At 45.8% G+C, this 24,022-nt stretch carries 15 protein-coding genes; 5 read left to right on the top strand and 10 right to left on the bottom strand.

Going from position 1 to position 24,022, the window contains the following annotated elements; all coding sequences use genetic code 11:
- Positions 1–39: 39 nt before the first annotated feature.
- The 3 genes from AC23N5_RS07390 (at position 40) to AC23N5_RS07400 (ending at position 10,235) form a co-directional block, all read left to right on the top strand.
- Positions 40–6,039 carry a beta strand repeat-containing protein gene (locus AC23N5_RS07390; protein ID WP_487755050.1) on the top strand — a complete coding sequence of 2,000 codons (6,000 nt, stop codon included), beginning with the start codon at positions 40–42 and terminating at the stop codon, positions 6,037–6,039.
- A 32-nt stretch (positions 6,040–6,071) separates the two neighbouring features.
- The gene (locus AC23N5_RS07395; RefSeq protein ID WP_487755051.1) at positions 6,072–9,176 is read left to right on the top strand and encodes an Ig-like domain-containing protein; all 3,105 of its coding nucleotides are present in this window, start codon (positions 6,072–6,074) and stop codon (positions 9,174–9,176) included.
- 69 nt (positions 9,177–9,245) lie between these two features.
- The gene (locus tag AC23N5_RS07400) at positions 9,246–10,235 is read left to right on the top strand and encodes a T9SS type B sorting domain-containing protein (protein WP_487755052.1); all 990 of its coding nucleotides are present in this window, start codon (positions 9,246–9,248) and stop codon (positions 10,233–10,235) included.
- Between the two features lie 122 nt (positions 10,236–10,357).
- Here AC23N5_RS07400 and AC23N5_RS07405 read toward each other — a convergent pair whose 3' ends face one another.
- The 9 genes from AC23N5_RS07405 to AC23N5_RS07445 all read right to left on the bottom strand — a co-directional run bounded on the left by AC23N5_RS07405 (position 10,358) and on the right by AC23N5_RS07445 (position 20,242).
- Complete coding sequence (locus AC23N5_RS07405; RefSeq protein WP_487755053.1) at positions 10,358–10,672, bottom strand: nuclear transport factor 2 family protein; 315 nt, start codon at positions 10,670–10,672, stop codon at positions 10,358–10,360.
- A 19-nt stretch (positions 10,673–10,691) separates the two neighbouring features.
- Positions 10,692–11,486 (bottom strand): SDR family oxidoreductase, encoded by a 795-nt coding sequence (locus tag AC23N5_RS07410; protein ID WP_487755054.1) that lies wholly within the window; start codon positions 11,484–11,486, stop codon positions 10,692–10,694.
- A gap of 454 nt (positions 11,487–11,940) precedes the next feature.
- Positions 11,941–12,810, bottom strand: coding sequence for an EamA family transporter (locus AC23N5_RS07415; RefSeq protein ID WP_487755055.1), 870 nt, complete (start codon positions 12,808–12,810; stop codon positions 11,941–11,943).
- A gap of 365 nt (positions 12,811–13,175) precedes the next feature.
- Positions 13,176–13,448 carry a hypothetical protein gene (locus AC23N5_RS07420; RefSeq protein ID WP_487755056.1) on the bottom strand — a complete coding sequence of 91 codons (273 nt, stop codon included), beginning with the start codon at positions 13,446–13,448 and terminating at the stop codon, positions 13,176–13,178.
- A gap of 126 nt (positions 13,449–13,574) precedes the next feature.
- Positions 13,575–13,892 carry a hypothetical protein gene (locus tag AC23N5_RS07425; protein ID WP_487755057.1) on the bottom strand — a complete coding sequence of 106 codons (318 nt, stop codon included), beginning with the start codon at positions 13,890–13,892 and terminating at the stop codon, positions 13,575–13,577.
- A 178-nt stretch (positions 13,893–14,070) separates the two neighbouring features.
- The gene (locus AC23N5_RS07430) at positions 14,071–16,770 is read right to left on the bottom strand and encodes a TonB-dependent receptor plug domain-containing protein (RefSeq protein ID WP_487755058.1); all 2,700 of its coding nucleotides are present in this window, start codon (positions 16,768–16,770) and stop codon (positions 14,071–14,073) included.
- Between the two features lie 106 nt (positions 16,771–16,876).
- Positions 16,877–17,425, bottom strand: a complete 549-nt coding sequence (locus AC23N5_RS07435) for a DUF2911 domain-containing protein (protein WP_487755059.1) — start codon at positions 17,423–17,425, stop codon at positions 16,877–16,879.
- A 118-nt stretch (positions 17,426–17,543) separates the two neighbouring features.
- Positions 17,544–18,899 carry a M20/M25/M40 family metallo-hydrolase gene (locus AC23N5_RS07440; protein WP_487755060.1) on the bottom strand — a complete coding sequence of 452 codons (1,356 nt, stop codon included), beginning with the start codon at positions 18,897–18,899 and terminating at the stop codon, positions 17,544–17,546.
- Positions 18,900–18,922: 23 nt separating this feature from the next.
- Positions 18,923–20,242, bottom strand: coding sequence for a DUF3472 domain-containing protein (locus tag AC23N5_RS07445; RefSeq protein ID WP_487755061.1), 1,320 nt, complete (start codon positions 20,240–20,242; stop codon positions 18,923–18,925).
- Positions 20,243–20,539: 297 nt separating this feature from the next.
- Between AC23N5_RS07445 and AC23N5_RS07450 the strand changes: the two genes are divergently transcribed.
- Positions 20,540–21,544 carry an NAD(P)/FAD-dependent oxidoreductase gene (locus AC23N5_RS07450; RefSeq protein WP_487755062.1) on the top strand — a complete coding sequence of 335 codons (1,005 nt, stop codon included), beginning with the start codon at positions 20,540–20,542 and terminating at the stop codon, positions 21,542–21,544.
- 16 nt (positions 21,545–21,560) lie between these two features.
- Positions 21,561–21,881, top strand: coding sequence for a 2Fe-2S iron-sulfur cluster-binding protein (locus AC23N5_RS07455; RefSeq protein WP_122934462.1), 321 nt, complete (start codon positions 21,561–21,563; stop codon positions 21,879–21,881).
- Between the two features lie 23 nt (positions 21,882–21,904).
- Here the strand turns inward: AC23N5_RS07455 and AC23N5_RS07460 are convergent, their stop codons facing one another.
- Positions 21,905–23,977 (bottom strand): BspA family leucine-rich repeat surface protein, encoded by a 2,073-nt coding sequence (locus AC23N5_RS07460; RefSeq protein WP_487755063.1) that lies wholly within the window; start codon positions 23,975–23,977, stop codon positions 21,905–21,907.
- Positions 23,978–24,022 lie beyond the last annotated feature (45 nt).

Here is a 24,022-nt window from a genome sequence, read left to right on the forward strand (position 1 = left end):
AATCTCTATTATATCCCCTTATCAAATCTCTTATTAATTATGAAAACGTTTATGCTAGGAACAACTAGCCGAAGCCATTTTTTTTGGCTTTGGGTAAAGCTCGCCGTCGCACTGGTATTTCTCTACCAAGAGACCCGAGCGCAAATTGCAAACGCACCTTGTAATGACCAAACAGAGCTGGTCAACGGTACATTTACAAACATCGCGGCAACGGGAACTACCTTCGGGGGTTGCGTGCCGATTGTTTCGTTTGTAAGCAATGAGGATAGAGTGGTGAACAGTACCTTGACCGACAATGCGTCTATTGCATTGTCGGGTATTGGTTGTGGTGGTAGGATTATTGTTAAAGATAACGATGCTGCCGACGAATACCCTGCGGGGACATTTGCAGGGTTTGAAGTGGGTACGGCGGGGCTTATCGGAGCGTCAATCGCTTCTACAGTAACGATTTATACCTATAACAATGGGTCACTTCGTGAGACATTTAATGCGGTTACCGATGTGGTAGGTATCAACTCTAGTCTATTAACGGGTAATGGCCATGCTATTTTAGGTTTTGTCACTACTCAACCGTTTGATGAAGTACGAATTGAGTACGAATCGCTTTTGGGGGTTTTGTTTAATGCAAGTGTTTATAACGTTATTATTCAAAAGTTTTGTGCTGGTCCAACATTGGATTGTAACACTCAAACTTCGATGAATAACCCGACGCATCCAACTTTAATAAGTGGTGCCAATACGGGTATCTCAGGTCTCGCATGTGTTGGTTGTTCGGTAACGGATGCTTCGAATGCGATAAGTGCAAGCACGACAGATTACGCGACCATTACGATGGCGGTGTCGGCGGGTAGTGTGGGGGCATTAGCAGTCAAAGATCAATTGACAGATTACCCAGCGGGAACATTTGCAGGGTTTAACATTTCAAACCCGGCTTTGATTGGGGTGGATTTATTGTCAGGGATTACGATAAAAACATATTTGAACGGGACGTTGCAACAGACGTCTGGTTCAGGAACGTTGTTGTCCTTGAACTCCATCTTATTAACAGGTGCAGGGCAGCAGCTGGTAGGTATGGTGACGACGGCTCCTTTTGATGAGGTGAAGATTGAAATCAGTAACTTATTGGGTGTTTTAAGTGTAACAAGGGTGTATGATGCTGTTTTTCAGAACTTTTGTGCAGGTGCAGCGTTGGATTGTAACACCCAAACTTCGATGAATACACCTGCCTTTCCTACGGCTATAAGTGGTGTCAATACAGGTATTTCAGGTGTGGCGTGTCTAGGTTGTTCGGTGACTGATGCGGCCAATGCAGTGAGCTCAAGCACGACGGATTATGCGACTATCACAATGGCGGTATCAGCGGGTAGTGTGGGTTCATTGTCGGTTAAAGACCAGTTGACAGATTATCCAGCAGGAACATTTGCAGGGTTCAACATTTCAAACCCAGGTTTGATTGGGGCGAATTTATTGTCAGGCATTACGATAAAGACATATTTGAACGGGGCGTTGCAAGAGACGTCGAGCACAGGGACGTTGCTGTCGTTAAATTCGGCGTTGTTGACAGGTACAGGTGAGCAGTTGGTGGGGATGGTTACGACAGCGGCCTTTGATGAGGTGAAGATTGAGATTAGCAATTTATTGGGTGTTTTAAGCGTAACAAGGGTCTATGGGGCGGTGTTCCAGCGTTATTGTGCAGGACTTGCGTTGGCGTGTAACACCCAAACCCCGATGAATAACCCCGATTACCCGACCTCAGTAAGTGGAGCCAATACGGGTATCTCAGGTATTGCATGTCTAGGTTGTTCGGTGACTGACGCTGCCAATGCGATAAGCGCAAGCACGACGGATTATGCGACCATCACGATGGCGGTATCAGCGGGTAGTGTGGGTTCATTGTCGGTTAAAGACCAATTGACAGATTATCCAGCGGGAACATTTGCAGGGTTCAACATTTCAAACCCAGGTTTGATTGGGGCGAATTTATTGTCAGGCATTACGATAAAGACGTACTTGGGTGGGGCGTTGCAAGAGACGTCGAGCACAGGTACGTTGTTGTCGTTAAATTCGGCGTTGTTGACAGGCACAGGTGAGCAGTTGGTAGGTATTGTTACAACAGCAGCCTTTGATGAGGTGAAGATTGAGATTAGCAATTTATTGGGTGTTTTGAGCGTAACAAGAGTCTATGGTGCGGTATTCCAGCGTTATTGTGCTGGTCCTGCATTGGTTTGTAACACTCAAACCCCGATGAATAATCCCGTTTTCCCGACCTCAGTAAGTGGTGTCAATACGGGTATCTCAGGTGTGGCCTGTCTAGGTTGTTCGGTCACTGATGCGGCCAATGCGATAAGCGCAAGCACGGCGGATTATGCGACTATCACAATGGCAGTGTCGGCGGGTAGTGTAGGTTCATTGGCGGTTAAAGACCAGTTGACAGATTATCCAGCAGGAACATTTGCAGGGTTTAATATCTCAAACCCAGGTTTGATTGGGGCGAATTTGTTGTCAGGGATTACGATAAAGACGTATTTAGATGGGGCGTTGCAAGAGACATCGAGCACAGGGACGTTGTTGTCGTTAAATTCGGCGTTGTTGACAGGCACAGGTGAACAGTTGGTAGGTATTGTTACAACTGCAGCCTTTGATGAGGTGAAGATTGAGATTAGTAACTTACTAGGTGTTTTGAGCGTAACAAGAGTCTATGGTGCGGTATTCCAGCGTTATTGTGCTGGTCCTGCATTGGTTTGTAACACTCAAACCCCGATGAATAATCCCGTTTTCCCGACCTCAGTAAGTGGAGCCAATACGGGTATCTCAGGTGTGGCGTGTCTAGGTTGTTCGGTGACTGATGCGGCTAATGCGATAAGCGCAAGCACGACGGATTATGCGACCATCACAATGGCGGTGTCGGCGGGTAGTGTGGGTTCATTGGCGGTTAAAGACCAATTGACAGATTATCCAGCAGGAACATTTGCAGGGTTTAATATCTCAAACCCAGGTTTGATTGGGGCGAATTTGTTGTCAGGGATTACGATAAAGACATACTTGAACGGGACGTTGCAAGAGACGTCGAGCACAGGTACGTTGTTGTCGTTAAATTCGGCGTTGTTGACAGGCACAGGTGAGCAGTTGGTAGGTATTGTTACAACAGCGGCCTTTGATGAGGTGAAGATTGAGATTAGTAACTTGCTAGGTGTTTTGAGCGTAACAAGAGTCTATGGTGCGGTGTTCCAAAGTTATTGCGCTGGACCTGCATTGGTTTGTAACACCCAAACACCGATGAACAATCCAGTTTTCCCAACCTCAATAAGCGGTGCGAATACTGGTATTTCTGGCATCGCGTGCTTAGGTTGTTCGGTGACTGACGCCGCCAATGCGGTGAGCTCGAATACCACGGATTATGCAACTATCACCATGGCGGTGTCGGCGGGAAGTGTAGGTTCATTGGCAGTTAAAGACCAGTTGACAGATTATCCAGCAGGAACATTTGCAGGGTTTAACATTTCAAACCCAGGTTTGATTGGGGCGAATTTGTTGTCAGGCATCACGATAAAGACATACTTGAACGGGACGTTGCAAGAGACGTCGAGCACAGGTACGTTGTTGTCGTTAAATTCGGCGTTGTTGACAGGCACAGGTGAGCAGTTGGTAGGTATTGTTACAACAGCGGCCTTTGATGAGGTGAAGATTGAGATTAGTAACTTGCTAGGTGTTTTGAGCGTAACAAGAGTCTATGGCGCGGTATTCCAAAGTTATTGCGCAGGCCCTGCATTGGTTTGTAACACTCAAACTTCGATGAACAATCCCGTTTATCCGACTTCAATAAGTGGAGCTAATACAGGCATCTCAGGTATTGCATGTCTAGGTTGTTCGGTGACTGACGCTGCGAATGCGATAAGCGCAAGCACGACGGATTACGCGACCATCACAATGGCAGTGTCGGCGGGTAGTGTAGGTTCATTGGCGGTTAAAGACCAATTGACAGATTATCCAGCAGGAACATTTGCAGGGTTTAACATTTCAAACCCAGGTTTGATTGGGGCGAATTTATTGTCAGGGATTACGATAAAGACATACTTGAACGGGACGTTGCAAGAGACGTCGAGCATAGGTACGTTGTTGTCGTTAAATTCGGCGTTGTTGACAGGTACAGGTGAGCAGTTGGTAGGTATTGTTACAACAGCAGCCTTTGATGAAGTGAAGATTGAGATTAGTAACTTACTAGGTGTTTTGAGCGTAACAAGGGTCTATGGGGCGGTATTCCAGAAGTTTTGCGCTGGACCTGCATTGACCTGTACGACAATAACGGACTTTGTACAACCAACGTATCCTGCGGTGATTAGTGGAAGTCGCACGGGTATTTCAGGAGTCGCCTGTTTGCTTTGTGCTGTAAATGATGCAACGAATGTGGTCGATAATTCGAGTGCAAACTTTGCTGAAATTATTCTGACGGCAGGAGTTTTAGCCAACGGCTCGATTTCGATTAAAGATGGTGCTACAGTACACGCCGCAGGTGAGTTTGTAGGTTTTGATATTGAAAATGCGTCGTTGATTGGGGTAAACCTCGTAAATGCCGCGACTGTTTCGACCTACTTGAATGGTGTGCTTAGAGAAACGAGCGGAGGAAACTTAATTTCACTTGAACTGTTAAGCGCATCACGTCAAATTGTTGGATTTACCACCACACAAACCTTTGATGAAGTGCGAATTACTGTAGGTAACTTGGCTTCGTTAGATATTGGTAATACCAAAGTATTCAAGCTTATCATGAGGGGTGCTACTGCCGCAGGTTCTTTGCCTCCTGTAATCACAGCGACGACGGCAGCCAATACCTGTCCTAATGTAACGGTCAATTTGAATGCGTTGACAAATACAGGTACTGTACCAAGTGGTACGCATTTGGTTTGGAGTACTTCAAAAATTCCAACTTCAGCAGGTGATACACTGACAAATGCAACGGCGGTAACTACTGCGGGTAAATATTACGCTTTGTATTTCGACAAAAACACGGGCTGTTTTAGCTTCAGGGCCGACTCAGTGACCGTGTCAATAAACGCTTGTGTTTGTGCGGCAGGTTCGGTAGCTCCTACGTTATCAGCAACGGCAATTACCAATATATGTCCACTGCCAACCGTAAGTTTGACAGGTTTGGTGACAAGCACGTGTCCAATAGGTTCACTTTTGGAATGGCATACCACAAACACGGGCTTATCGGCCTCCACAAAAGTACTTCTACCAGGAACGGTGGGTGTAGGTGGCGTGTATTATCCTGTTTGCTATGATGCCATCAACAATTGTTATAGCCCTGCGCCAGCGGTTGGGGTCACGGTCACCCTTTCGTTGCCATGTGTGACTTTACCAGCAGTACAAACGGCCGTGACGGGAGAAGTCAAGACTGGAAATGCAGCTACTGAGTTACAACCACAAGGAGGACTTCCGCCATATACCTATTCAAATGGCGCTTCCGACCCTGGCTGCACCGCACCAGTTGGAGCAAACCCGCTACCTCTAGCTAGTAATTTGACCATTAATAGCACGACAGGTGCATACTCATACACCGCGCCAGCTACGCCAGGTACGTACTATTTCTGTGTCAAAGTATGTGATAGTACTAGCCCGATTGGGTTTTGCACAACTGTCACTTACACCGTAATAGTGACTTCCGCAGGGCCTGCAGGTACGATAGATTGCCCAAAAACCCTTATTTATCCAGCCCCAGTTGCAGGTACGCCAAGTCAGCATACGTTGGTGGTGACGGTCAATGTGACCACTGCGGGATGTTTTACGCCATTGACAGTGAGTGGTTCGGGCATAACACTCGCAAACGGTGTTACACAAGCATGTGCCACGAATACGGGAGTTCAGACATTGCACATTCCTATTCGCTATGACGGAACAGCGCTTGGTACGTTGAACTTCACCATTGGCTCTTTGACAACATGTACTGCTGATTTATTGACGATTACTCCTAAAAAGATTATTGCGGATGTCTGGACACTTGACAACTGTTCGGCAGTGCAGGTAGGACCACAATTGAAATAAATCATCATTACTCAACATAACGAACTTTGGATATGAGAACCAATAGAATCTTTATAGGTTGGGTAATGAGCATTGTTTGGTTTTTGGGTATATCTATAGGATATGCCCAAACGCCAACGGTGGATCTTACTACCCATCAGCCCACGGCGGCACCGCCAGCAGGGGCTACTTTTGAATGGCACAATGGCTTTCCTGTTTCAGCAGCCAACCTAATGACCAATACCCAGACGGCAGTAGCAGTCCCAGGGGTGTATTATGGTGTGTATAATTTTGGAACGTGTTACAGTCAAGCGTCGCCGCTTCGGGTGGCTACAAATTCTTGCCCTATCACAACGGTTGATTTACGGGCATTTGTAGATTCGACGGCCAAGCCATTTGGAACGATTGTTACCTTCCACAGCGCGCTTCCAGCAAGTAGTGTCAATAGGTTGACGGCTAGCGCCATAACTACTGCAGGGGCAGGTACGTTTTACGTAGCTTTTTATGATCCCGTGGCTTTATGTTTTAGTAGTGCAAGTGTGATTGTGGTGGCGAGCACCAGTTGCGTGATAAACTACCCACCTGTTGTTGTAGTTCCGCCTATTGTAACGAAGCCAGGGGTACCCAAGACGGTCTGCGGGGAAATCAATGACCCGAACGTTGGAGACACACATACGGTAACGGTATGTGGCGCAGCCAGCAAAGGGACGACTGTTCAGACGGTAAACAATCAGACGGGAAAACTCTGTATTACTTACACGCCTAATGTAGGCCAAACGGGAGTGGATAATGTATGTTTGGTTGTGTGTGATCAGGGCGGCTTGTGTGATACCGTCCGAGTTCCTATCACGATTGTGCCCGAGATACCGACTTCACCAACGAATCAGCCTCCTGTGGTGGTAGTGACGCCCATTATCACGGTACAAGACAGTACAACAACGACGTGTATGCCGATATTGGACCCGAATGGATTGGGAACCAATAGCTTCATCGTCTGCGGTGCACCCAAACACGGTACGGCGAATCCAATAACCACCGTCGGTGGGCAGTTGTGCATCACCTATACCCCTTCATCGGGTTATTTTGGACGGGATTCTATTTGTGTGATTGTGTGCGACAATGGCAGTCCGTCTCTGTGTGACACGGTGAGTATTCCAATTACGGTGTATCCACGGGTTCAGGTACCCACCATCCCCCAAGCACCGATTGTGTCCTTACCGCCAATCGTGACGAAGGAAGGTGTACCTGTGTCGATATGTGGGCCGATTAGTGACCCTAACGGCGGCGACACGCACACCGTAACGCAGTGTAATGTACCCTTGAAAGGCAGCGTATCAGGTTTGTCGGTCAACAACAGTAGCCACGAGGTATGTTTGACATACACGCCTCAGGCAGGCCAAACTGGGAATGACAAGGTTTGTTTAACGATTTGCGACCAAGGTAATTTGTGCGTGACCGTAGAAGTCCCCGTGACGATTATTCCGTCCAACTTCCCACCAGCTAATTACCCACCCGTTGTTGTAGTTCCGCCTATTGTAACGAAGCCAGGGGTAGCCAAGACGGTCTGTGGGGAAATCAACGACCCGAACGTTGGAGACACGCATACGGTAACGGTATGTGGCGCAGCCAGCAAAGGGACGACGGTTCAGACGGTAAACAATCAGACGGGGAAACTCTGTATTACTTACACGCCTAATGTAGGCCAAACGGGAGTGGATAATGTATGTTTGGTTGTGTGTGATCAGGGCGGCTTGTGTGATACCGTCCGAGTTCCTATCACGATTGTGCCCGAGATACCGACTTCACCAACGAACCAGCCGCCAGTGGTGGTAGTGACGCCCATTATCACGGTACAGGACAGTACAACAACGACGTGTATGCCGATATTGGACCCGAATGGATTGGGAACCAATAGCTTCATCGTCTGCGGTGCACCCAAACACGGTACGGCGAACCCAATAACCACCGTCGGTGGGCAGTTGTGCATCACTTATACGCCTTCATCGGGTTATTTTGGACGTGATTCTATTTGTGTGATTGTGTGCGATAATGGCAGTCCGTCTCTGTGTGACACGGTGAGTATTCCAATTACGGTGTATCCACGGGTTCAGGTACCGACCATCCCCCAACCACCGATTGTGTCCTTACCGCCAATCGTGACGAAGGAGGGTGTCCCTGTGTCGATATGTGGCCCGATTAGTGACCCTAACAGCGGCGACACGCACACCGTAACGCAGTGTAATGTACCTTTGAAAGGCAGCGTGTCAGGTTTGTCGGTCAACAACAGTAGCCACGAGGTATGTTTGACATACACGCCTCAGGCAGGCCAAACGGGAAATGACAAGGTTTGTTTAACGATCTGCGACCAGGGTAATTTGTGCGTAACGGTAGAAGTCCCCGTGACGATTATTCCGTCAAACTTCCCCCCAGCTTGTTTGACAATGGAGTTGAAGGTACTTCTTGAAGGCCCTTTTAACCCAAGTACAAGTAAGATGGAAACGACGCTCAACCAACGTGGATTGCTACCTGGCCAAACGCCAATCGGCGATTTTGCGGTGGCAACGCCAAAAGGGCAACCGTACAACGATGTGCCTTGGAACTATACAGGAACCGAAGGACACGCCAGTGGATTTATTTATCCAAATACAGTAGTTGACTGGGTGTTGGTGTCGTTACGGACTGATTCTGTGAGTGTAAGCAATGTTTGGAAAGGAGCGGGGCTGTTGCATGACGACGGTACGATTACCTTTATTCAACCATGTTATACAATAAACACGACAGCGTCGGCCTTGTTTGTGGTGGTCGAACACCGTAATCACCTCGGGGTAATGTCTCCCACAAAAGTGCCTATTGTAGCGGGTAAAATTTCTTTTGATTTTACCCAACAAGATAGCTACGTGACAACCGACCCGCCGTCGTTTGGACAAATCAAAGACGCCACCACCAACAAGTGGCTGATGTACGCGGCTGATGGCAATAAAGATGATTTCTTTGAAAACTTTGACATCAACTTCAACGACTCGAACAGGTGGAAACTCGAAAGTGGTATTTTTGACCAGTACAAAAAAGGAGACTACAACATGGATGCCGATGTGAACTTCTCTGACAGTGTACTTTGGAAGAAAAACAACGGACGTTATTCTCGTACTCCTCACTAATTCAGAAAAATGCGTTCGCCCTGCTTTGGTGGGGCGAACGTGTTGTTTCTCCGTAAAACGACTGGAATCATGAAAAAAATAACCTTATTATTCCTTCTCTTCGTCGGGCTGTGGAGTCAAGGAAACGCCCAAACCATGTTCAATGCCCGCCTTAGAGTAAGTAAAATCGACTGTAACGCCAAAATTGCCCAAGTGGATGTTGATGTTCGCGCGGTGTCAATGAACGATAATTTTAACATGGGAGATGCCAACTTTCGTTTTAGCTACGATAACCGTATCCTCAAAAACCCCATACTAAAAAAACAATACCGATTCAGTAGCGAAGCCGACAATGGCCAAGAATACGGCCCCCAAAACCTCAACGGCTCGACCGAAGGCCAGAGCAAAGGCTTGGTTTCGTTGAATTTGTTTTACACAGGTACGGGAAAAAGCCCCCAACGCTTGACGACGGATTGGACCACGATTGCCACCATTCAGTTTGATATTGTTAACACCACCACCGCTTCTACTTCACAATTGACGTGGTACACGCCTCAAACCTTTCCCAAATCAGGTTTGTCGCAGGTGTTGACGACAACCAGTGGCTATGACTTGAAGGAAGTAAGTGCAGGGCAGTTCTCCAACGGCTCGTTGGCAGCCCTGTCGGAAGCGTGTCCAAACGTGACAACGACTACGCCGCCAAACAACAATAACACCGCAGGAGGCGGCACGACAACAACAACGCCTCCCAACTCCTCAACAACCGACCCCACAGCCAACGTACCCGACCGCGTTGTGACGCCTACCGACGAGCCTGATTTGGTGATTCCCGAAGGGTTTTCACCCAACTCCGACGGCATCAACGACAAGTTTGTGATTACCAACAAACGTGGTATTAAGCTAAGTTTGGAAGTATATAATCGTTACGGAGGAGTGGTATATAGCAACGCCGATTACCGCAACGATTGGCAAGGGAAAAGTACTGATACGGGCAAAGAAGTCCCCGATGGTACCTACTTTTACATCATTAAGTTGGCCGACGGGCAGCTGTACCGTAAGGCATTTACGATTGTACGATAACTTTTAAATTTGTTGTAAATAATGCGAATCGGTACTAGAAGCCTAGTACCGATTTTTGTTTTAGCTCATCGCCCTGATGTGCCGTCGGGGCGAAAATGTGTATTAGTGGCTGCCACATTGGTTTACACGATTTTCAACGATTGAATTAATCCATCCTCAAATTCATAATGATACGTCATTGTAATCGGACTGCCAGGAAAAGTTCCTGATACTTCTGTTTTCAATGTATGTTCGATTTCTGAATATTCAAGAGGTTTCATCGTTGCTTGGTAGTGTTTATTGGCTTTTTCTATCCAATTTTCTATTTCTTTTCTTCCGTTGTGCGTTTTGCCCTCATCAAAAACTACGGCTGTTTCTGTAAAACACTTTGAATAAGCAGCGCTATCAAAGTTGTTTTGTGTTTTTACTAATTCTGCTACTACTTTCGGTAAGTTCATGTTTAATGTTTTAAGATTATTAAATTGTTGGCACTGTGCCACCATCTATTACAAAATTTGTCCCTGTTAAATAATTAGCCCTTGGTGAAACCAAAAAGCCAACGAATTCTGCTACTTCTTTCGGTTCGGCAGGCCTTCCAAAAGGTATTCCACCCAATGCGTCCATGACATTTTGCTGAGCTTCTTCTACAGTACTATTTGCATTTCTTGCGATTTCGCCCAACCAAGCTTTCGATGCTGTTGTATTTATCCATCCTGGCGAAACAGTTAGGACACGAACTCCTTTGGGGGTAACTTCATTTGATAAACTTTTGCTATAATTTATCAAGCCTGCTTTTGCAGCTGCATACGGCAATGTGGAATCATATAGCGGTAGTTTACCTTGAATGGAAGCTATGTGAATAATAACGCCACTTTTCTGATGTATCATTTGTGGTAAAAATCCTCTGTCCAGTCGAACAGGAGCAAGCAAATTAGCTTGTAGGGTTGATTCCCAATCTTTATCAGTTAATACAGCATAACCACCAGCAGGAGTTACTGAAGAACCAAGGTTGTTTACAAGAATATCGAGCCTACCATAAGTCGATAAGACCTCACTGACAACTTTTTGTGCATCTTCTGCCTTGCTTAAATCGGAAGGAATGAAATGCAGATTGCTGTTTTCTTTTTCTGGTGCGTTTCGTGCAGTAATGATAACTGTTGCCCCAGCTTGCAAAAGCCTTTCTGCAATCGCTCTTCCTGCTCCTTTTGTACCACCTGTTACCAAGGCAATCTTGCCCGATAACTCATTGTTGAAATCAAATTGTTGTTCCATTTGCTGAAATTATTTTATGCAAATTTGAGACTTATGTACGCTCCTCACAAGTACGGAATTGCGATTCAGATAGGGGTTAATTTTTCCCCTATTGCATAATTTGGAACATTGATTTACGCTCGTCTTATGTATGAACGAAAGATTTTGCCGAACTTAAATTGTGGTTTGGGTTTGATTGGCGAAGTGCTATACGGTAAGAATCTAGCCCGCTAAAAAGTTGGACTTGAACTAGGGTTCAACTTTTAAATTTGTGATTCAATGAGCAAACTGTCGATAGCGCGAGCGTTTCGCTTGTGCTGACTATTCCAAGGCTTCTAGCCTAGTTTGGTAATAGCAAGGCTAGAAGCCTGTAAATAAGGGATACGAGCGGGGACGCTCGCACCATCGAACGTCACTCGCCCCGACATTCGTCGGGGCGAAACAACCTAGCGTCTCCGACGCCATGGAAACGAATTCACTGCTTTTGACGAGTTACCCGATTCAAGGCAATCAGGGAGCCTAGCATGAGAGCGATGCCCATTAGTTGCGAGAAAGTGATGGGTTCTTTGAGCAAAAAATGTGCCGTCAATACCGCTACGGGCAGCTCGGCAGTAAGTACCAAACCGCTCGTCGAAGCACCAATTTTGGGCATACCGATGGCAAAGAGAATAGGGGGTAATACCGTACCGAAAAATGCTAAAAATACCCCCCATTTGAGCAGACCTAGGCCGAAGTGGTTTTCAAACACAAGGCTGTGGAAGTTCATCAAAAATATCGCGACCGCCGAGCCTATCATCATCCAGGCGCTTTTGGCTTGCCACGAAGTTGCTTTGTCGGCACGGCTGTTGATGACAATGTAAAGGGCATACACCACCGAGGCGCAGAGGACAATAACAACACCGCGCAACGACAACAAAAACGGCCCTTGCGCGAGTAACCCACTCGCCAATACGCTGCCCCCTAAAATAACAACCGTAATGATGCCTTCGGAAAGTAAAGGTCGTTTGCGGAAAAATAGCCATTCGAGCAATAAACTAAACCACGTAAACTGCATCAACAACACGATAGCGACAGAGGCGGGAATGTACTTGACCGATAGGTAGTACAAAAAAGTAGCCGCTCCAATAGCCGCCCCCGCCACGAGCAACAACGGAATTTGGGAACGGGAAGCGTTGGGTTTGCCCGATGCTCCCCATACGCCTAACAAAAGCAACGCCCCGAGCAGGGCTTGTAAAAACGCGATTTCGGCCGAATGATACCCGTAGCCGTAGGCCAACTTAACAAAAGAAGACAGAATTCCGTAACTAACAGCGCCCGTTAGTACCATCAAAATGTATTTAGTCATAAAAAAGATTGTCTAGCGATGAATACAATAAAAACTGCGTGCGTGGGCAGAAACTAAACAACCGAGCGGGCTTGCCAATAGGCAATAAAAGACACTTCTTCCAAGGAAGAGCCATCAAATACCAAGATAGGCTGCTTAGTTTAGCAGGCTACTGGCGGAGGAAGTAAGCTTGAAAATGTAGAAGGATACATAAACAAAAAATTGAATGAGGCGAAGGTAGCAATTTTTGGGGAAGTAGTAAAGCTGATAGCGCGAGCGTTTCGTTTGTGCTGACTATTTCAAGGCTTCTAGCCTATTTCGGTAATGGCAAAGCTGGAAGTCTGTAAATAAGGGGTACGAGCGGGGACGCTCGCACCATATAGCTATCAGTCTAAGCCACGTTTTTTTAATAATTCTTCTAACTCCTTGTTATTGTTTGGTTTCTTTAGCTGCTTATAAATGAGAATAACTGGAATCAACATTGGAATTAAGAATCCAAAATTCTTCTTTGAAGACAAGCTCCACGAAACAAGGCCGACTATTAATATTCCTGCAAGAAAACCAATGAATAAAGCATGGAAAATTTTGGAATTTTTCAGTTTTTGTTTCTCGGCTAATAGTTCTTCGTCGGTCATTTGGTAGATGTCTTTTGCATTCATATTGATTTGTTTAAGAAGTTAATATTTCCTACCGATAGTGCAATCTATTCCAAGATTTCAAGCCTTGAAATAGGGTACGAGCGGGGACGTTTGCACTGTCGAAATTATACGGCTATCTTTCTTGTATTACCATTGTTTCTTTACGTTTTTGAGTTTTTCGTTCTCAAATATAAGTAAAACTCTGTCAAGCGAAACGGTGTCTGATTTGAAGTCCATGTATTCAAATAGTCTATGGTCTTTAAGTTCTGTTTCAATTTGTTTTTTGGTCAAGTCCGTTTTGTTAATGATTTTAATTAGTTGGTTAAGATCATTTTCTGTGTCTGTGTAACCTTCTTTTTCGTATGTCATTGTTACGCCTTGGTTAGTAATCGAATATACTGAAAAAAATGTTACTGCAACCAAAATTGTCAAGCAACACCAAAATGCAATTTTCCATTTATTCATTTTTTGGTTTTTAAAAGTCAATTGCTAAAAAAAGCCCATCTGTCAGTCACCGATAGCACGAGCGTTTCGCTTGTGCTGACTATTATTCCAAAGTTTCTAGCCTATTTTGGTAATAATAAGGCTAGAAGCCTGTAAATAAAGGGTATGAGCGGGGACGCTCGCACCATCGAAAAGCGCCCTATAATTGAACCTGTATCCCAATCGTGTAAGTGCGAGCCCGAGGATAGGAGTCATAGTCTATACCGCGGTTTGCTGTATCTTGTCCGTACGCATTTACTTCGGGGTCCAAACTGCTGTATTTGGTGAGCAAAAATAGATTTTGCCCACTGATGTAAAAGCGACAATTACGTAGGTATTTGCTGGGGGGAAGCGTATATCCAATGGACATCCACTGTAGTCGGACAAACGAACCATTTTCAAGAAAAATGTTAGACCTACTCAATGTATTTGCAAAAGGGGAGGGATATATAGCATTTTGATTTGTTGGTCTCCATTGATTGTGATAAAACTGCGCTGTAATATTTGATGTGGCAGAAGTTAGGTTGGCCAGTAAGGCATTATTTAAAATTTTTTGCCCATGTTCTCCCCTTATTAGCAAAGAAAAGTCCATATTTTTATAGACTAGCTGCTGTTGAATACCCCAAAGAAAACTTGGGTTAGCAGTACCTGCCCAATTCAAATCAGGGACTCCATCTTTATCGGTATCTTTGTAAACAGCTTGCCCATTTGCATCCAATTTTTCGATGGTAAAGACCTGCCAACTGTTGGCAGGGCGATTTTCAATAAGTGCGTTATATTTGCCGTAAAGCGCAGGATACTCTAAGTTGGATAGCCTATTTTTTTGAAAAGTGCCCGTAAAGTAACTACTATGTTTAAATAGCTTATTGTTGGCGTCATCAAACTGGAAGCTCACCTCAATTCCCTGGTTTTTGAGTGTTCCCCCTGAATTAACATAAGGCGTACTGCCAGTAGTAGAGGGTACTACATATTGATATAAAATGTTTTTTGAGCTTCGATGGTAAATATCTATTGTACTTCTAATAATTCCTTTCTTTATCTCAAAACCAAGGTTTGTGTGTGCCTGTTTGGGTAGATAAAAAGGGTTAGAAAAATAAGCACTAGGTGGTTCGTTGGGAGATTGTATAGTTGACCATCCATGCGTAACTTTAGCGGTAAGAAGCAACGTTTCTTGGTTCCTAAGCCTTTCTAGCATTACCCAAGCCGCTCCAATGGCATTTGATGTCGTTGTATGGTTTGGGGAAATAAGGTTGGAATTTAATTCTCGCCTTTGGGATAGGCTAAAATTGAGCCTATTGGCGTAGGAATATTTTATCTGCCCGAAAAAGGCATTCCAACCTGTTTCAAGGGTATTTATTTGGATGCCAACTCCCGTTATTTTTTGATAGTAATTAATGTCTTTTCGTAGTTTGATGGCATTGTCGGAAATCAAGGTTGCATCAGAACTGTTTTGATGCACATAGTTGAGGCCTTCCATCTGTCTCGACAGCCCAGTTGTTAGCTCAAACGTGTGTTTTTTTAGTGCCAATCGGTAGTCCAGGCACGTTTCTAGGTGTTTGTTGGTAATATCAGCAATCATTTGAGAAAACCAAGGAAGGGTACTCGGGCCATTGTCATTACCAAAGCGGTCATTTTGAGAACTCCAACTGCCATATTGTGTTTTCCAAGAAAGATTTTTGGTAATGTTAATATGTAGAAAAGCGTTGTATTGAAGGTCAAATTGGTGGATTTGATGGGCACTAGACTGTATTAACTCAACAGGATTATACATATTAGGAGAACTTCTGAGAAAGGAGCCGTCAGCGTTGTAAATAGGCAAGACTGGAGAATAGCGAATAGCTTGAGAAACAGGATTCAGGAAAGAATCGTTATAAAGTTCATATTGCCCCATCATGTTTGTTGACATGTTACCTACCCAACCATTGAAACCTACACTAATTCTATTGCGCCACCAATTGGATACAAGCGAGACTCTTCCCGATAAACGCCCCGTATTGGTAGATTGGATAACCCCATTGTGTCGAAAATAACCAATAGAGGCCATATAGCTTAAGTGTGAAATACCCCCAGCTGCTTGAAGGTGATGCTGAGAAATCCCACCAAGCTGACTGATAGCTCGTAACCAGTCGGTTCCTTTGCCCAGCTCTTCGGGGTTGGGATATCGAGGCGGCATATTGTTCTGTACCCAAATTTCATTTACTCGTTGGGCATAGCTTGTTGCATTGAGCAATTGAGGTCGCCTAGCCATTGTTTGTACCGAATGAGATGCCTCATACGTAATTCGAAGAGGGCTTTCACTCCCTTTTTTGGTAGTGATAAGTACTAGTCCGTTGATGGCACGTCCCCCATACATAGCAGTTCCGATAGCATCTTTGTGAACTGTAATGGATTCAATGTCATAAGGGTTAATAACAGATAAAGGGTTGATGTCATATCGTGCTTTCCCTTGTATGAAAAAATTGTTATTGGTAAGTACACCGTACTGTGTGTTCATGGGTACTCCATCAATAACTATCAGTGGCTCAGCAGATCCATACAGTGCTCCTGTTCCCCTTAGCCGTAATGAGAAGACACTATTTGGAGCACCTGAAGTTTGCATTACCTGCAAACCAGCAATACGACCCGTTACTAATTGTTCCAATGTCCCTATTGGAAATGGAGTCTTTTTTGGAGCGTGTATCTGTCCATAACTACCTACAAAATTACGGGTGATTTGCTCCACAAATGGAGCCGATAGCAAAGAATCAGACTGTGCCAGCGCTTGCGAAAACATTAATACTGTTATACCAAGAGGAAAGACAATTCTCATATATGTTTGATAGCAATTGGAAATATGTCTTACAAAACTAAAAAAAGGCATTAAAAACCATTGCTAACCAATAAGAATTCGTTTTACCTTTTTCGCCCCGACAACATCCCGTCGGGGCAAAAAAGGTTTAGCGTCTCCGACGCCTTGGCAGGAAAAACTAAAACTGAATGGGTAACTCAATCACGGTGGTGTCCCAGCCCATGCGTAGTAGGGCATTGGGCCCTTTGGGAAACTGAATGGAAAAGTTTTCAATTACCGTTTCTGATTTTTTGGGCGTTACGGTAAAGCGAGCCACGTCGTTGGCTTCTTTGTACTGATACGCCCCCCAATAGTTGAGGTCTTTGTTCAAAATTACTACCCATTCGTTTTCATTGGGAATGGTAAAAAGGGAATACGTACCCGCCTTGATTTTTTTGCCTTGGAGGGTCGCATCTTGGTAAAACGTAATTTCGGTGTTTTCGTTGGCACCCGTTCGCCAAACTTGACCGTAAGGAATGAGTTTCCCAAAAATTTCACGGCCATTTTTCGCAGGGCGACTGTACAGAACGCGCACCAAGGCTTTTTCATCTCCTTTGCGGTCGTGGGCAAAGTTGTCAGGGAAGTAAGCCGCATCCATCGGACTTTTGTCCACGTTGCGAAACCCTTGGGCCGACGCTCCCACCCAAGCAAAAAGCACGAAAGCGATGATTACTAAGCTATTTTTCATAATTGTGAATTGGTTATCTGTGTATTGGTTATCCTTTATCCGTGTACTGGTTATCTGTTAACGAGGTTGATGTCAGCGAATAACAATTAACGGATAACAGTTAACGGACGACGTCCCCCTACCTCATACTAGGACGCGGTAAAACGGGGAGGCTTTCGTGGCCATCTTCGCCAACGGCTTGAACGGCAAAGAAATAATTGTCTTTGGAATAAGGCAACGTGAGGCCGTTTTTATCCGTAAAAAATTTCTTTTGCCAAAAAGGCCAGTTCGTTTCGCGCATCAACACGTAATAGCCTTTGATTTTGCCAGCCTTGGGCGCTTGCCAAAACAGCGAAGTGCTGTTGGTGAGGTTACGGGCTTCGAGCGTGACGTTTTGGGGCATCGACGGCGCTTTGGCCAAGTTCGACAGCGTAGCAAGGTTAACCGCCGTGTTTTTGCGCAAATACTCAAAATCCATGTTTTTGGCATAATCGCCGTATTCCACGCCTTTTTCGGTGCGCAGGTCTTGGTGCTGGTTGTTGAAATTTTCGTTCATTTCCGTCAAGCGTACAGCGGCAAAATCGCGGTTGACAAACGGAGTGTGGTCGCCGCCACGGAGGTAGCGGTCGTTGCGGTAAATGAGCTTGATTTCGAGGTTGTCCACGTAACGCTCGCCTATTTCCTTGACGTAACGGGCCAACGTACGTGCTTTCCCGTCGTTTTCGGTGCCGTATTGGCGAATGCCGTTGGCGCGTTTGTCGGTGTCAAACGCAGGTAATCCTTCGCTGAATACCCGCAGTTTGGTGTTGTCAATCAGGCGGGTGTCGGGGCTGTGGTTTGAGCCCATAATGTCGTTGTTGAGGAGCGCTTCCAAGTTCCATTTTTCGTTGGCGGCTTTTTCGGCCAAATGGTTCGCACCGTACAAGCCCTGCTCTTCGCCGCTGACTACCACAAAAATAATGGTGGCAGGAAACGAGGCTTTGCTCATTACCCGAGCCAACTCAATTACCGCTGCCGTGCCGCTGCCGTCGTCATTGGCACCTGGAGCGTCGGCTTCGCGGTTGTTGACGTCGGTCACGCGGCTGTCGATGTGCCCACTGACCATAAAGATGCGGTCGTCGTTGGGGTCGGTGCCTTTGAGGGTCGCCATCACATTCCCGATTTCGTGGGCCTTGTCCACGCGCCGCCCGTCGGGTTCCAGCATCCAGGTGTCAATGACAGCCGTCATGCGCCCGCCCGACTGCTTGGCGTATTCGTTAAATTTACTCAAAACCCATCGGCGCGCCGCGCCAATGCCCCTTTTGGGGTCGGTAACGGTGCTGAGGGTGTGTCGCGTGCCAAAACTGACCAATTTGTCAACGTGACAGCGGAGGCTGTCGGGCGAAACTTCGGCAACGAGCGACGAAATTTGCGGGTCGCGCAAAACGACCTGTTGTGCACGGACAAAAGACGAAACTAAGAGGGATCCAACAAGTAAAGTAGTGGTTTTTCTCATGCGTGTAGGTTTTGACGAATAACTTATGGCAACGACGAAAAGTTGATGGCAGGCGGCGACTTTGCGGCATTTCTTTGAAATGTGCCGTCGAGTGGGACAAAATCGTTGAAAAAACCACAATTTTTCAAGAAAAATGCGCCCTTTGAAAGTCCTCCTGCGTAGTCTTTTCGGTAGTTTTTGCGGGCCGTGGCGTCACCCGTAAACTTGGCTTCGGTCAGCTCTACCCATTGATTCTGAGACGTCCACACCCATTGGTTTCCGTACAAAGCCATGCGGGATTGGTTGCCCGTGTCAGGGGTGAAATTTTCCAAAAACGAATAAAGTGATTTGAGGTAAGTATTGGTTTTGGGACGCTTAAAACTGGCAATCAACCGCCATTGATTTTCTTCGGGGGCAAAGAAATAGGCCGTGTAACTGGTGTAATTGTCCGTGGTTGGTTTGCCCTGCAACAAAAAACGGTACGTGTTGCCTGCCTTCCACGGGTACTTGAGGTAGCTTTGGCCACCTGAGCCTTCGTTACCAAACTCCCCTGTGTAAACATCGGCGCCTTTTTTGAGCATCACAATCTTCTGGTCGTCGGGAATAGCGTTGGGGTTATCGGTAGAAAACGGACTCCAAACCGAAAACAGTACCCTACGCTCCGTCGGGGAGTTGACCTGCATTCCAAAATATCCTTCGCCAAAGCCGTTGGCCATGTAATACGAGCCTATCACGTCTTCTTTCTCAGGAACAGTCAGTTCGCTGTAAAACCACTCGATGTTTTGGTTGGCAGGAAGCGTATAGCGAAGGTGTACCGAAGGGCCTCGACGTCCCCAGTAAAAGTAATTGTCAGTATTGTTTTTGACAAAAATAGTACCACCCCCAAGCGCGCTTCCGCTGAGGGTAAATTGCTGTAAATCACCAAAGTTGTTGCCGCCTCGGCGCATACCTTGCGCGTCGATGGCAACATAGCCCGCTTGCGAGATTTCCCATTCGCCGATGGCGTATTCTTGCGTCGTAGTAGGGACGATTTTCACCTGAAAAGGTTTCCCCAAAACCGTAAATTGAACCTCACTTTCACCCGCCCCGCCTTTGAGGGTAGCCGAAAGTTTGAGCTTTCCTGCCTGACTTACCCGAACATAGGTGCGGCAAATTGTCGAAAGTTGATTCCATTGAACCAGTCCATCGTTGGTGATTTTTTCATTTTTATCGGTCGAATTCAGCAACCACGCGTTGCCTCCCACGGGTACGACTTGAGATGGGGTTTCGTGAAACGGAGCAGGAACTTGAGAGGTGGCAGTACAAGCCGACAAGCAGCTAAAGATAGCCCAAACGAGCAAATTAAAACGGCGAAATTGACGCATAGAAATGTAGAAAAGAGAGTGGTTTTGGTTGTTGGAACAAAACTACAGGAAAAAACGTGGAAATAGCTATCTATAACTTTTAGTAATAATTGATGCGTTTTTATGATTGGCGTACTATTGCAAAACGTTCTACTTTTGCTGTCGTAAATCTGACTGATTAAGCAGCGGATAAAACTGAAAAAAGTAATAAATTTTTCAAAAAATAAATCTTTTCTGTTAAAATCCGTGATAACCCGTGTTGGAACATCCGTTCAATCCGTGTCCCAATACCGTGCACCGATAAAATTACTAATAGTTATGATAACAACAGATATTTGTATTGTAGGAGCAGGACCCGTGGGGCTGTTTAGCGTTTTTGAAGCGGGACTTCTCAAAATGCGTTGCCATTTGATTGATGCCTTGCCGCAGGTAGGGGGGCAGTTGTCAGAAATTTATCCCCAAAAACCCATTTACGATATTCCAGGCTACCCCACCATCAAGGCGCAGGAGTTGGTGGACAACCTCATGGCGCAAATTGCCCCCTTCAAACCAACGTTTACGCTGGGCGAGCGCGTGGAAAAAGTAGAACGCCAACCCGACGGTTCGTTGATCGTACGTACGTCTGACGACACCGAGGTGCATTGCCAAGTGATGGTCATTGCGGGTGGTTTGGGGTGCTTCGAGCCACGTAAACCAGAAATTCCTGATTTGGAACGGTTTGAAGGCAAAGGAGTTGCTTACATGGTCAAAAACCCAGAGAAATTTAGGGACAAAAACGTGGTGATTGCAGGCGGTGGTGACTCTGCCCTCGACTGGACGGCCTACTTGGCCGACGTGGCCAAAAACGTCACCTTGATTCACCGCAGTGATTCGTTTCGTGGCGCACCCGATTCGGCCGAAAAAGTGTTTGAGTTGGCGCAACACGGTCGTATTAACCTGTTGTTGCAGTCAAATGTAGTCGGTCTAAACGGCAATGGTCATTTGAAGGAAGTCATTGTGGCGGCCAAAGACAAAAGCACCACCCAACTGTCGTCCGACTTTTTTATTCCGTTGTTTGGTTTGAGTCCCAAACTCGGTCCCATCGCCGATTGGGGGCTAAACATCAGTAAATCAGCCATTGAAGTAAACACGCTTGATTATTCAACCAACGTCGAGCGCATCTATGCCATTGGCGACATCAACACGTATCCTGGCAAACTCAAACTGATTTTAACGGGTTTCCACGAGGCAGCCATGATGTGCCAAAGCGCTTTCAAATACGTGTATCCCAATCAGCACCTCAGTTTTAAATACACGACGGTAAACGGAGTCAATGCTTTTTAATAACACTGCAAACGACATGATACAATTCACAATAGAAGACCGCACGGGTGAGCGCCAAGCGCTAGAAATTCCCGAAGGAATAGGACTCAACTTAATGGAGGTTTTGAAAGCTTCCGAGTATTCGATTTTGGCCACTTGCGGAGGAATGGCACTCTGTGCCACTTGCCACGTGGGTGTCTTGGACGGAGGAGAAAACTTGCCATCGGTAAGCGACGCCGAATTGGATATTTTGGACACTTTGCCCTCGGCTACCTCGTGCAGCCGACTCGCCTGCCAGCTACGCGTGGACGAGACCCTGCAAGGAACGACGTTTAAAATACTGGGGGAGGAGGAATAGCGCCTCCCCAATCTATAACTACTCTATTGACAGCCTTTTATTTCGGCCAGAAACGTACTTGTTTTTTCGGCAGAAAAGCCAGGGAGTAAGGTGATGGAGTTGCCTGCTTCATAGGCTACGTTGGCATTGGGCGTAAAGTTGACATTGCCCACTTTTTTATTGGAAGTAAGGGTCGTGGATGCCTTGAATCGCTCCTTTTCGGTGACCACGTTGTAACCTACTGCTACGGTATTGGTGGCTACTTTCACCGTGACAGTTTCCGTGCCGCCAGTGCTGCAATTGGCGGAATAAGAAGTAGTAAGCGCAGGGCTTACGGTGATTGAAGCCCCCGTTTGTGGGCTTGATTCACCCAACCAAGTTACCGTGCCCGCGCATCCACTCGCTGCCAGGGTGATGGACGTTCCTGGACAAATAGCGGGCCGCTCGGGTGAAATGGCAATGACCACTGGGATAGTGCAGTTTTTAGAATCTCCCGAGATGCTCCAGCCCTTGCCTCCCGAGGCGACGGGCGTAGTAAGGAGCGTGCGGGCCGTTTCTGCATTGCAGTACGTAAGATTTGAAGCGCGCATACTTCTCCCCGTAACCGAGCCAGCCGCAAAAGCGGTGAGCGTAGCATCGTAGTTGGCCACACTCATGCCGCAGTTATCCAAAAAGTAAGTGAGGTTGACATTAGCATTAAGTTGACTGCTCCAAGAGGCTAAACTTTGGTTAAATGCACTACAACCATAAAACATACTACCCAGATCGGTAACGGCAGCAGTATTAAAATTACTCACTGATTGGTTAAATGTACTACAACCCAAAAACATGTGGCTCATATTAGTAACCTTGTCAGTATTAAAACTGCTGACGGATTGGTTAAAGGCACTACAATCATAAAACATACCATTCATATTAGTCACAGCAGAGGTATTAAAATTGCTGAGTGATTGATTAAACGTACTACAACCCCTAAACATCCCACTCATATCGGTGACGGCAGCAGTATTAAAATTGCTTACAGATTGGTCAAAGGTTCTACAACCAGCAAACATATGGCTCATATTAGTAACCTTTTCAGTATTAAAACTGCTGACTGATTGGTTAAAGGCGTAACAATTCCCAAACATAAAGCTCATATTAGTAACCTTTTCAGTATTAAAATTGCTGACTGATTGGTTAAAGGTATTACAATCAATAAACATAGAACTCATATGAGTCACAGCAGCAGTATTGAAATTGCTTACTGGCTGGTTAAAAGCGTTACAACCTTCAAACATACCACCCATATTAGTCACAGCGGCAGTATTAAAATTACTGACTGATTGGTTAAAGTTTCTACAACCACTATACATAGACCCCATATTGGTAACCTTGTCAGTATTAAAGTTACTGACGGATTGGTCAAAGGCTCTACAACCAGTAAACATCCAACTCATATCAGTAACTGTGGCAGTATTAAAATTGCTGACTGATTGGTTAAAGGTATTACAACCATAAAACATATAGCTCATATTGGTAACTTTCTCAGTATTAAAACTGCTCACTGATTGGTTAAAGGAACTACAAGTATAAAACATCCCACTCATATTAGTCACAGCAGCCGTATTAAAACTGCTCACTGATTGGTTGAATGAATTACAAAAAGCAAACATATAACTCATATTAGTCACAGTGGCAAAGTTGGGGGTGTCAGTGGCCGTGAGTGTCATGTTTGAGCAGCCGTAAAAAGCCCTCTCCATACCCGCCCAAGTCACTGTGCCCCATTGCTTTACTTCCATAAGGCGTTGGCGGTCTGTTCCATTGTTGATGATAATCCTTTGAAAATTAACGGGGTCAATGCTTAGGTCGATGGTGGCATTGGCAGGTAAGTTTGTGATAGTGAGCGTACTTCCGCTAAATGTACCGCTGCCAGAGGCTGCTCCACCTACCTGCTGCCAAATATAACTTACGGTACCAGCGGTGGCTACGCCAAACGTCAAGGTAGTGGCAGCGCCACCTGTTTTTGATAAATCCCAACGGGTAATGAAGGGGGTGCTTTGGGCTTGGGCAGGGTGTAACATGGTTCCCCAAGCAAGGAAAGAAATAACGAGAAGTTGGAGGAAAGTTTTAGGCATAAAATGACTTTTTTTAAGGGAATACTTACAAATGTAGAAAAACGT

This window comes from Runella sp. R5_40, assembly GCF_057652295.1.

Bases quoted from the DNA above. Each gene is read 5' to 3' on its own strand.
- AC23N5_RS07390 (WP_487755050.1), top strand. From the start codon at position 40: ATGAAAACGTTTATGCTAGGAACAACTAGCCGAAGCCATTTTTTTTGG.
- AC23N5_RS07395 (WP_487755051.1), top strand. From the start codon at position 6,072: ATGAGAACCAATAGAATCTTTATAGGTTGGGTAATGAGCATTGTTTGG.
- AC23N5_RS07400 (WP_487755052.1), top strand. From the start codon at position 9,246: ATGAAAAAAATAACCTTATTATTCCTTCTCTTCGTCGGGCTGTGGAGT.
- AC23N5_RS07405 (WP_487755053.1), bottom strand. From the start codon at position 10,672: ATGAACTTACCGAAAGTAGTAGCAGAATTAGTAAAAACACAAAACAAC.
- AC23N5_RS07410 (WP_487755054.1), bottom strand. From the start codon at position 11,486: ATGGAACAACAATTTGATTTCAACAATGAGTTATCGGGCAAGATTGCC.
- AC23N5_RS07415 (WP_487755055.1), bottom strand. From the start codon at position 12,810: ATGACTAAATACATTTTGATGGTACTAACGGGCGCTGTTAGTTACGGA.
- AC23N5_RS07420 (WP_487755056.1), bottom strand. From the start codon at position 13,448: ATGAATGCAAAAGACATCTACCAAATGACCGACGAAGAACTATTAGCC.
- AC23N5_RS07425 (WP_487755057.1), bottom strand. From the start codon at position 13,892: ATGAATAAATGGAAAATTGCATTTTGGTGTTGCTTGACAATTTTGGTT.
- AC23N5_RS07430 (WP_487755058.1), bottom strand. From the start codon at position 16,770: ATGCCTTTTTTTAGTTTTGTAAGACATATTTCCAATTGCTATCAAACA.
- AC23N5_RS07435 (WP_487755059.1), bottom strand. From the start codon at position 17,425: ATGAAAAATAGCTTAGTAATCATCGCTTTCGTGCTTTTTGCTTGGGTG.
- AC23N5_RS07440 (WP_487755060.1), bottom strand. From the start codon at position 18,899: ATGAGAAAAACCACTACTTTACTTGTTGGATCCCTCTTAGTTTCGTCT.
- AC23N5_RS07445 (WP_487755061.1), bottom strand. From the start codon at position 20,242: ATGCGTCAATTTCGCCGTTTTAATTTGCTCGTTTGGGCTATCTTTAGC.
- AC23N5_RS07450 (WP_487755062.1), top strand. From the start codon at position 20,540: ATGATAACAACAGATATTTGTATTGTAGGAGCAGGACCCGTGGGGCTG.
- AC23N5_RS07455 (WP_122934462.1), top strand. From the start codon at position 21,561: ATGATACAATTCACAATAGAAGACCGCACGGGTGAGCGCCAAGCGCTA.
- AC23N5_RS07460 (WP_487755063.1), bottom strand. From the start codon at position 23,977: ATGCCTAAAACTTTCCTCCAACTTCTCGTTATTTCTTTCCTTGCTTGG.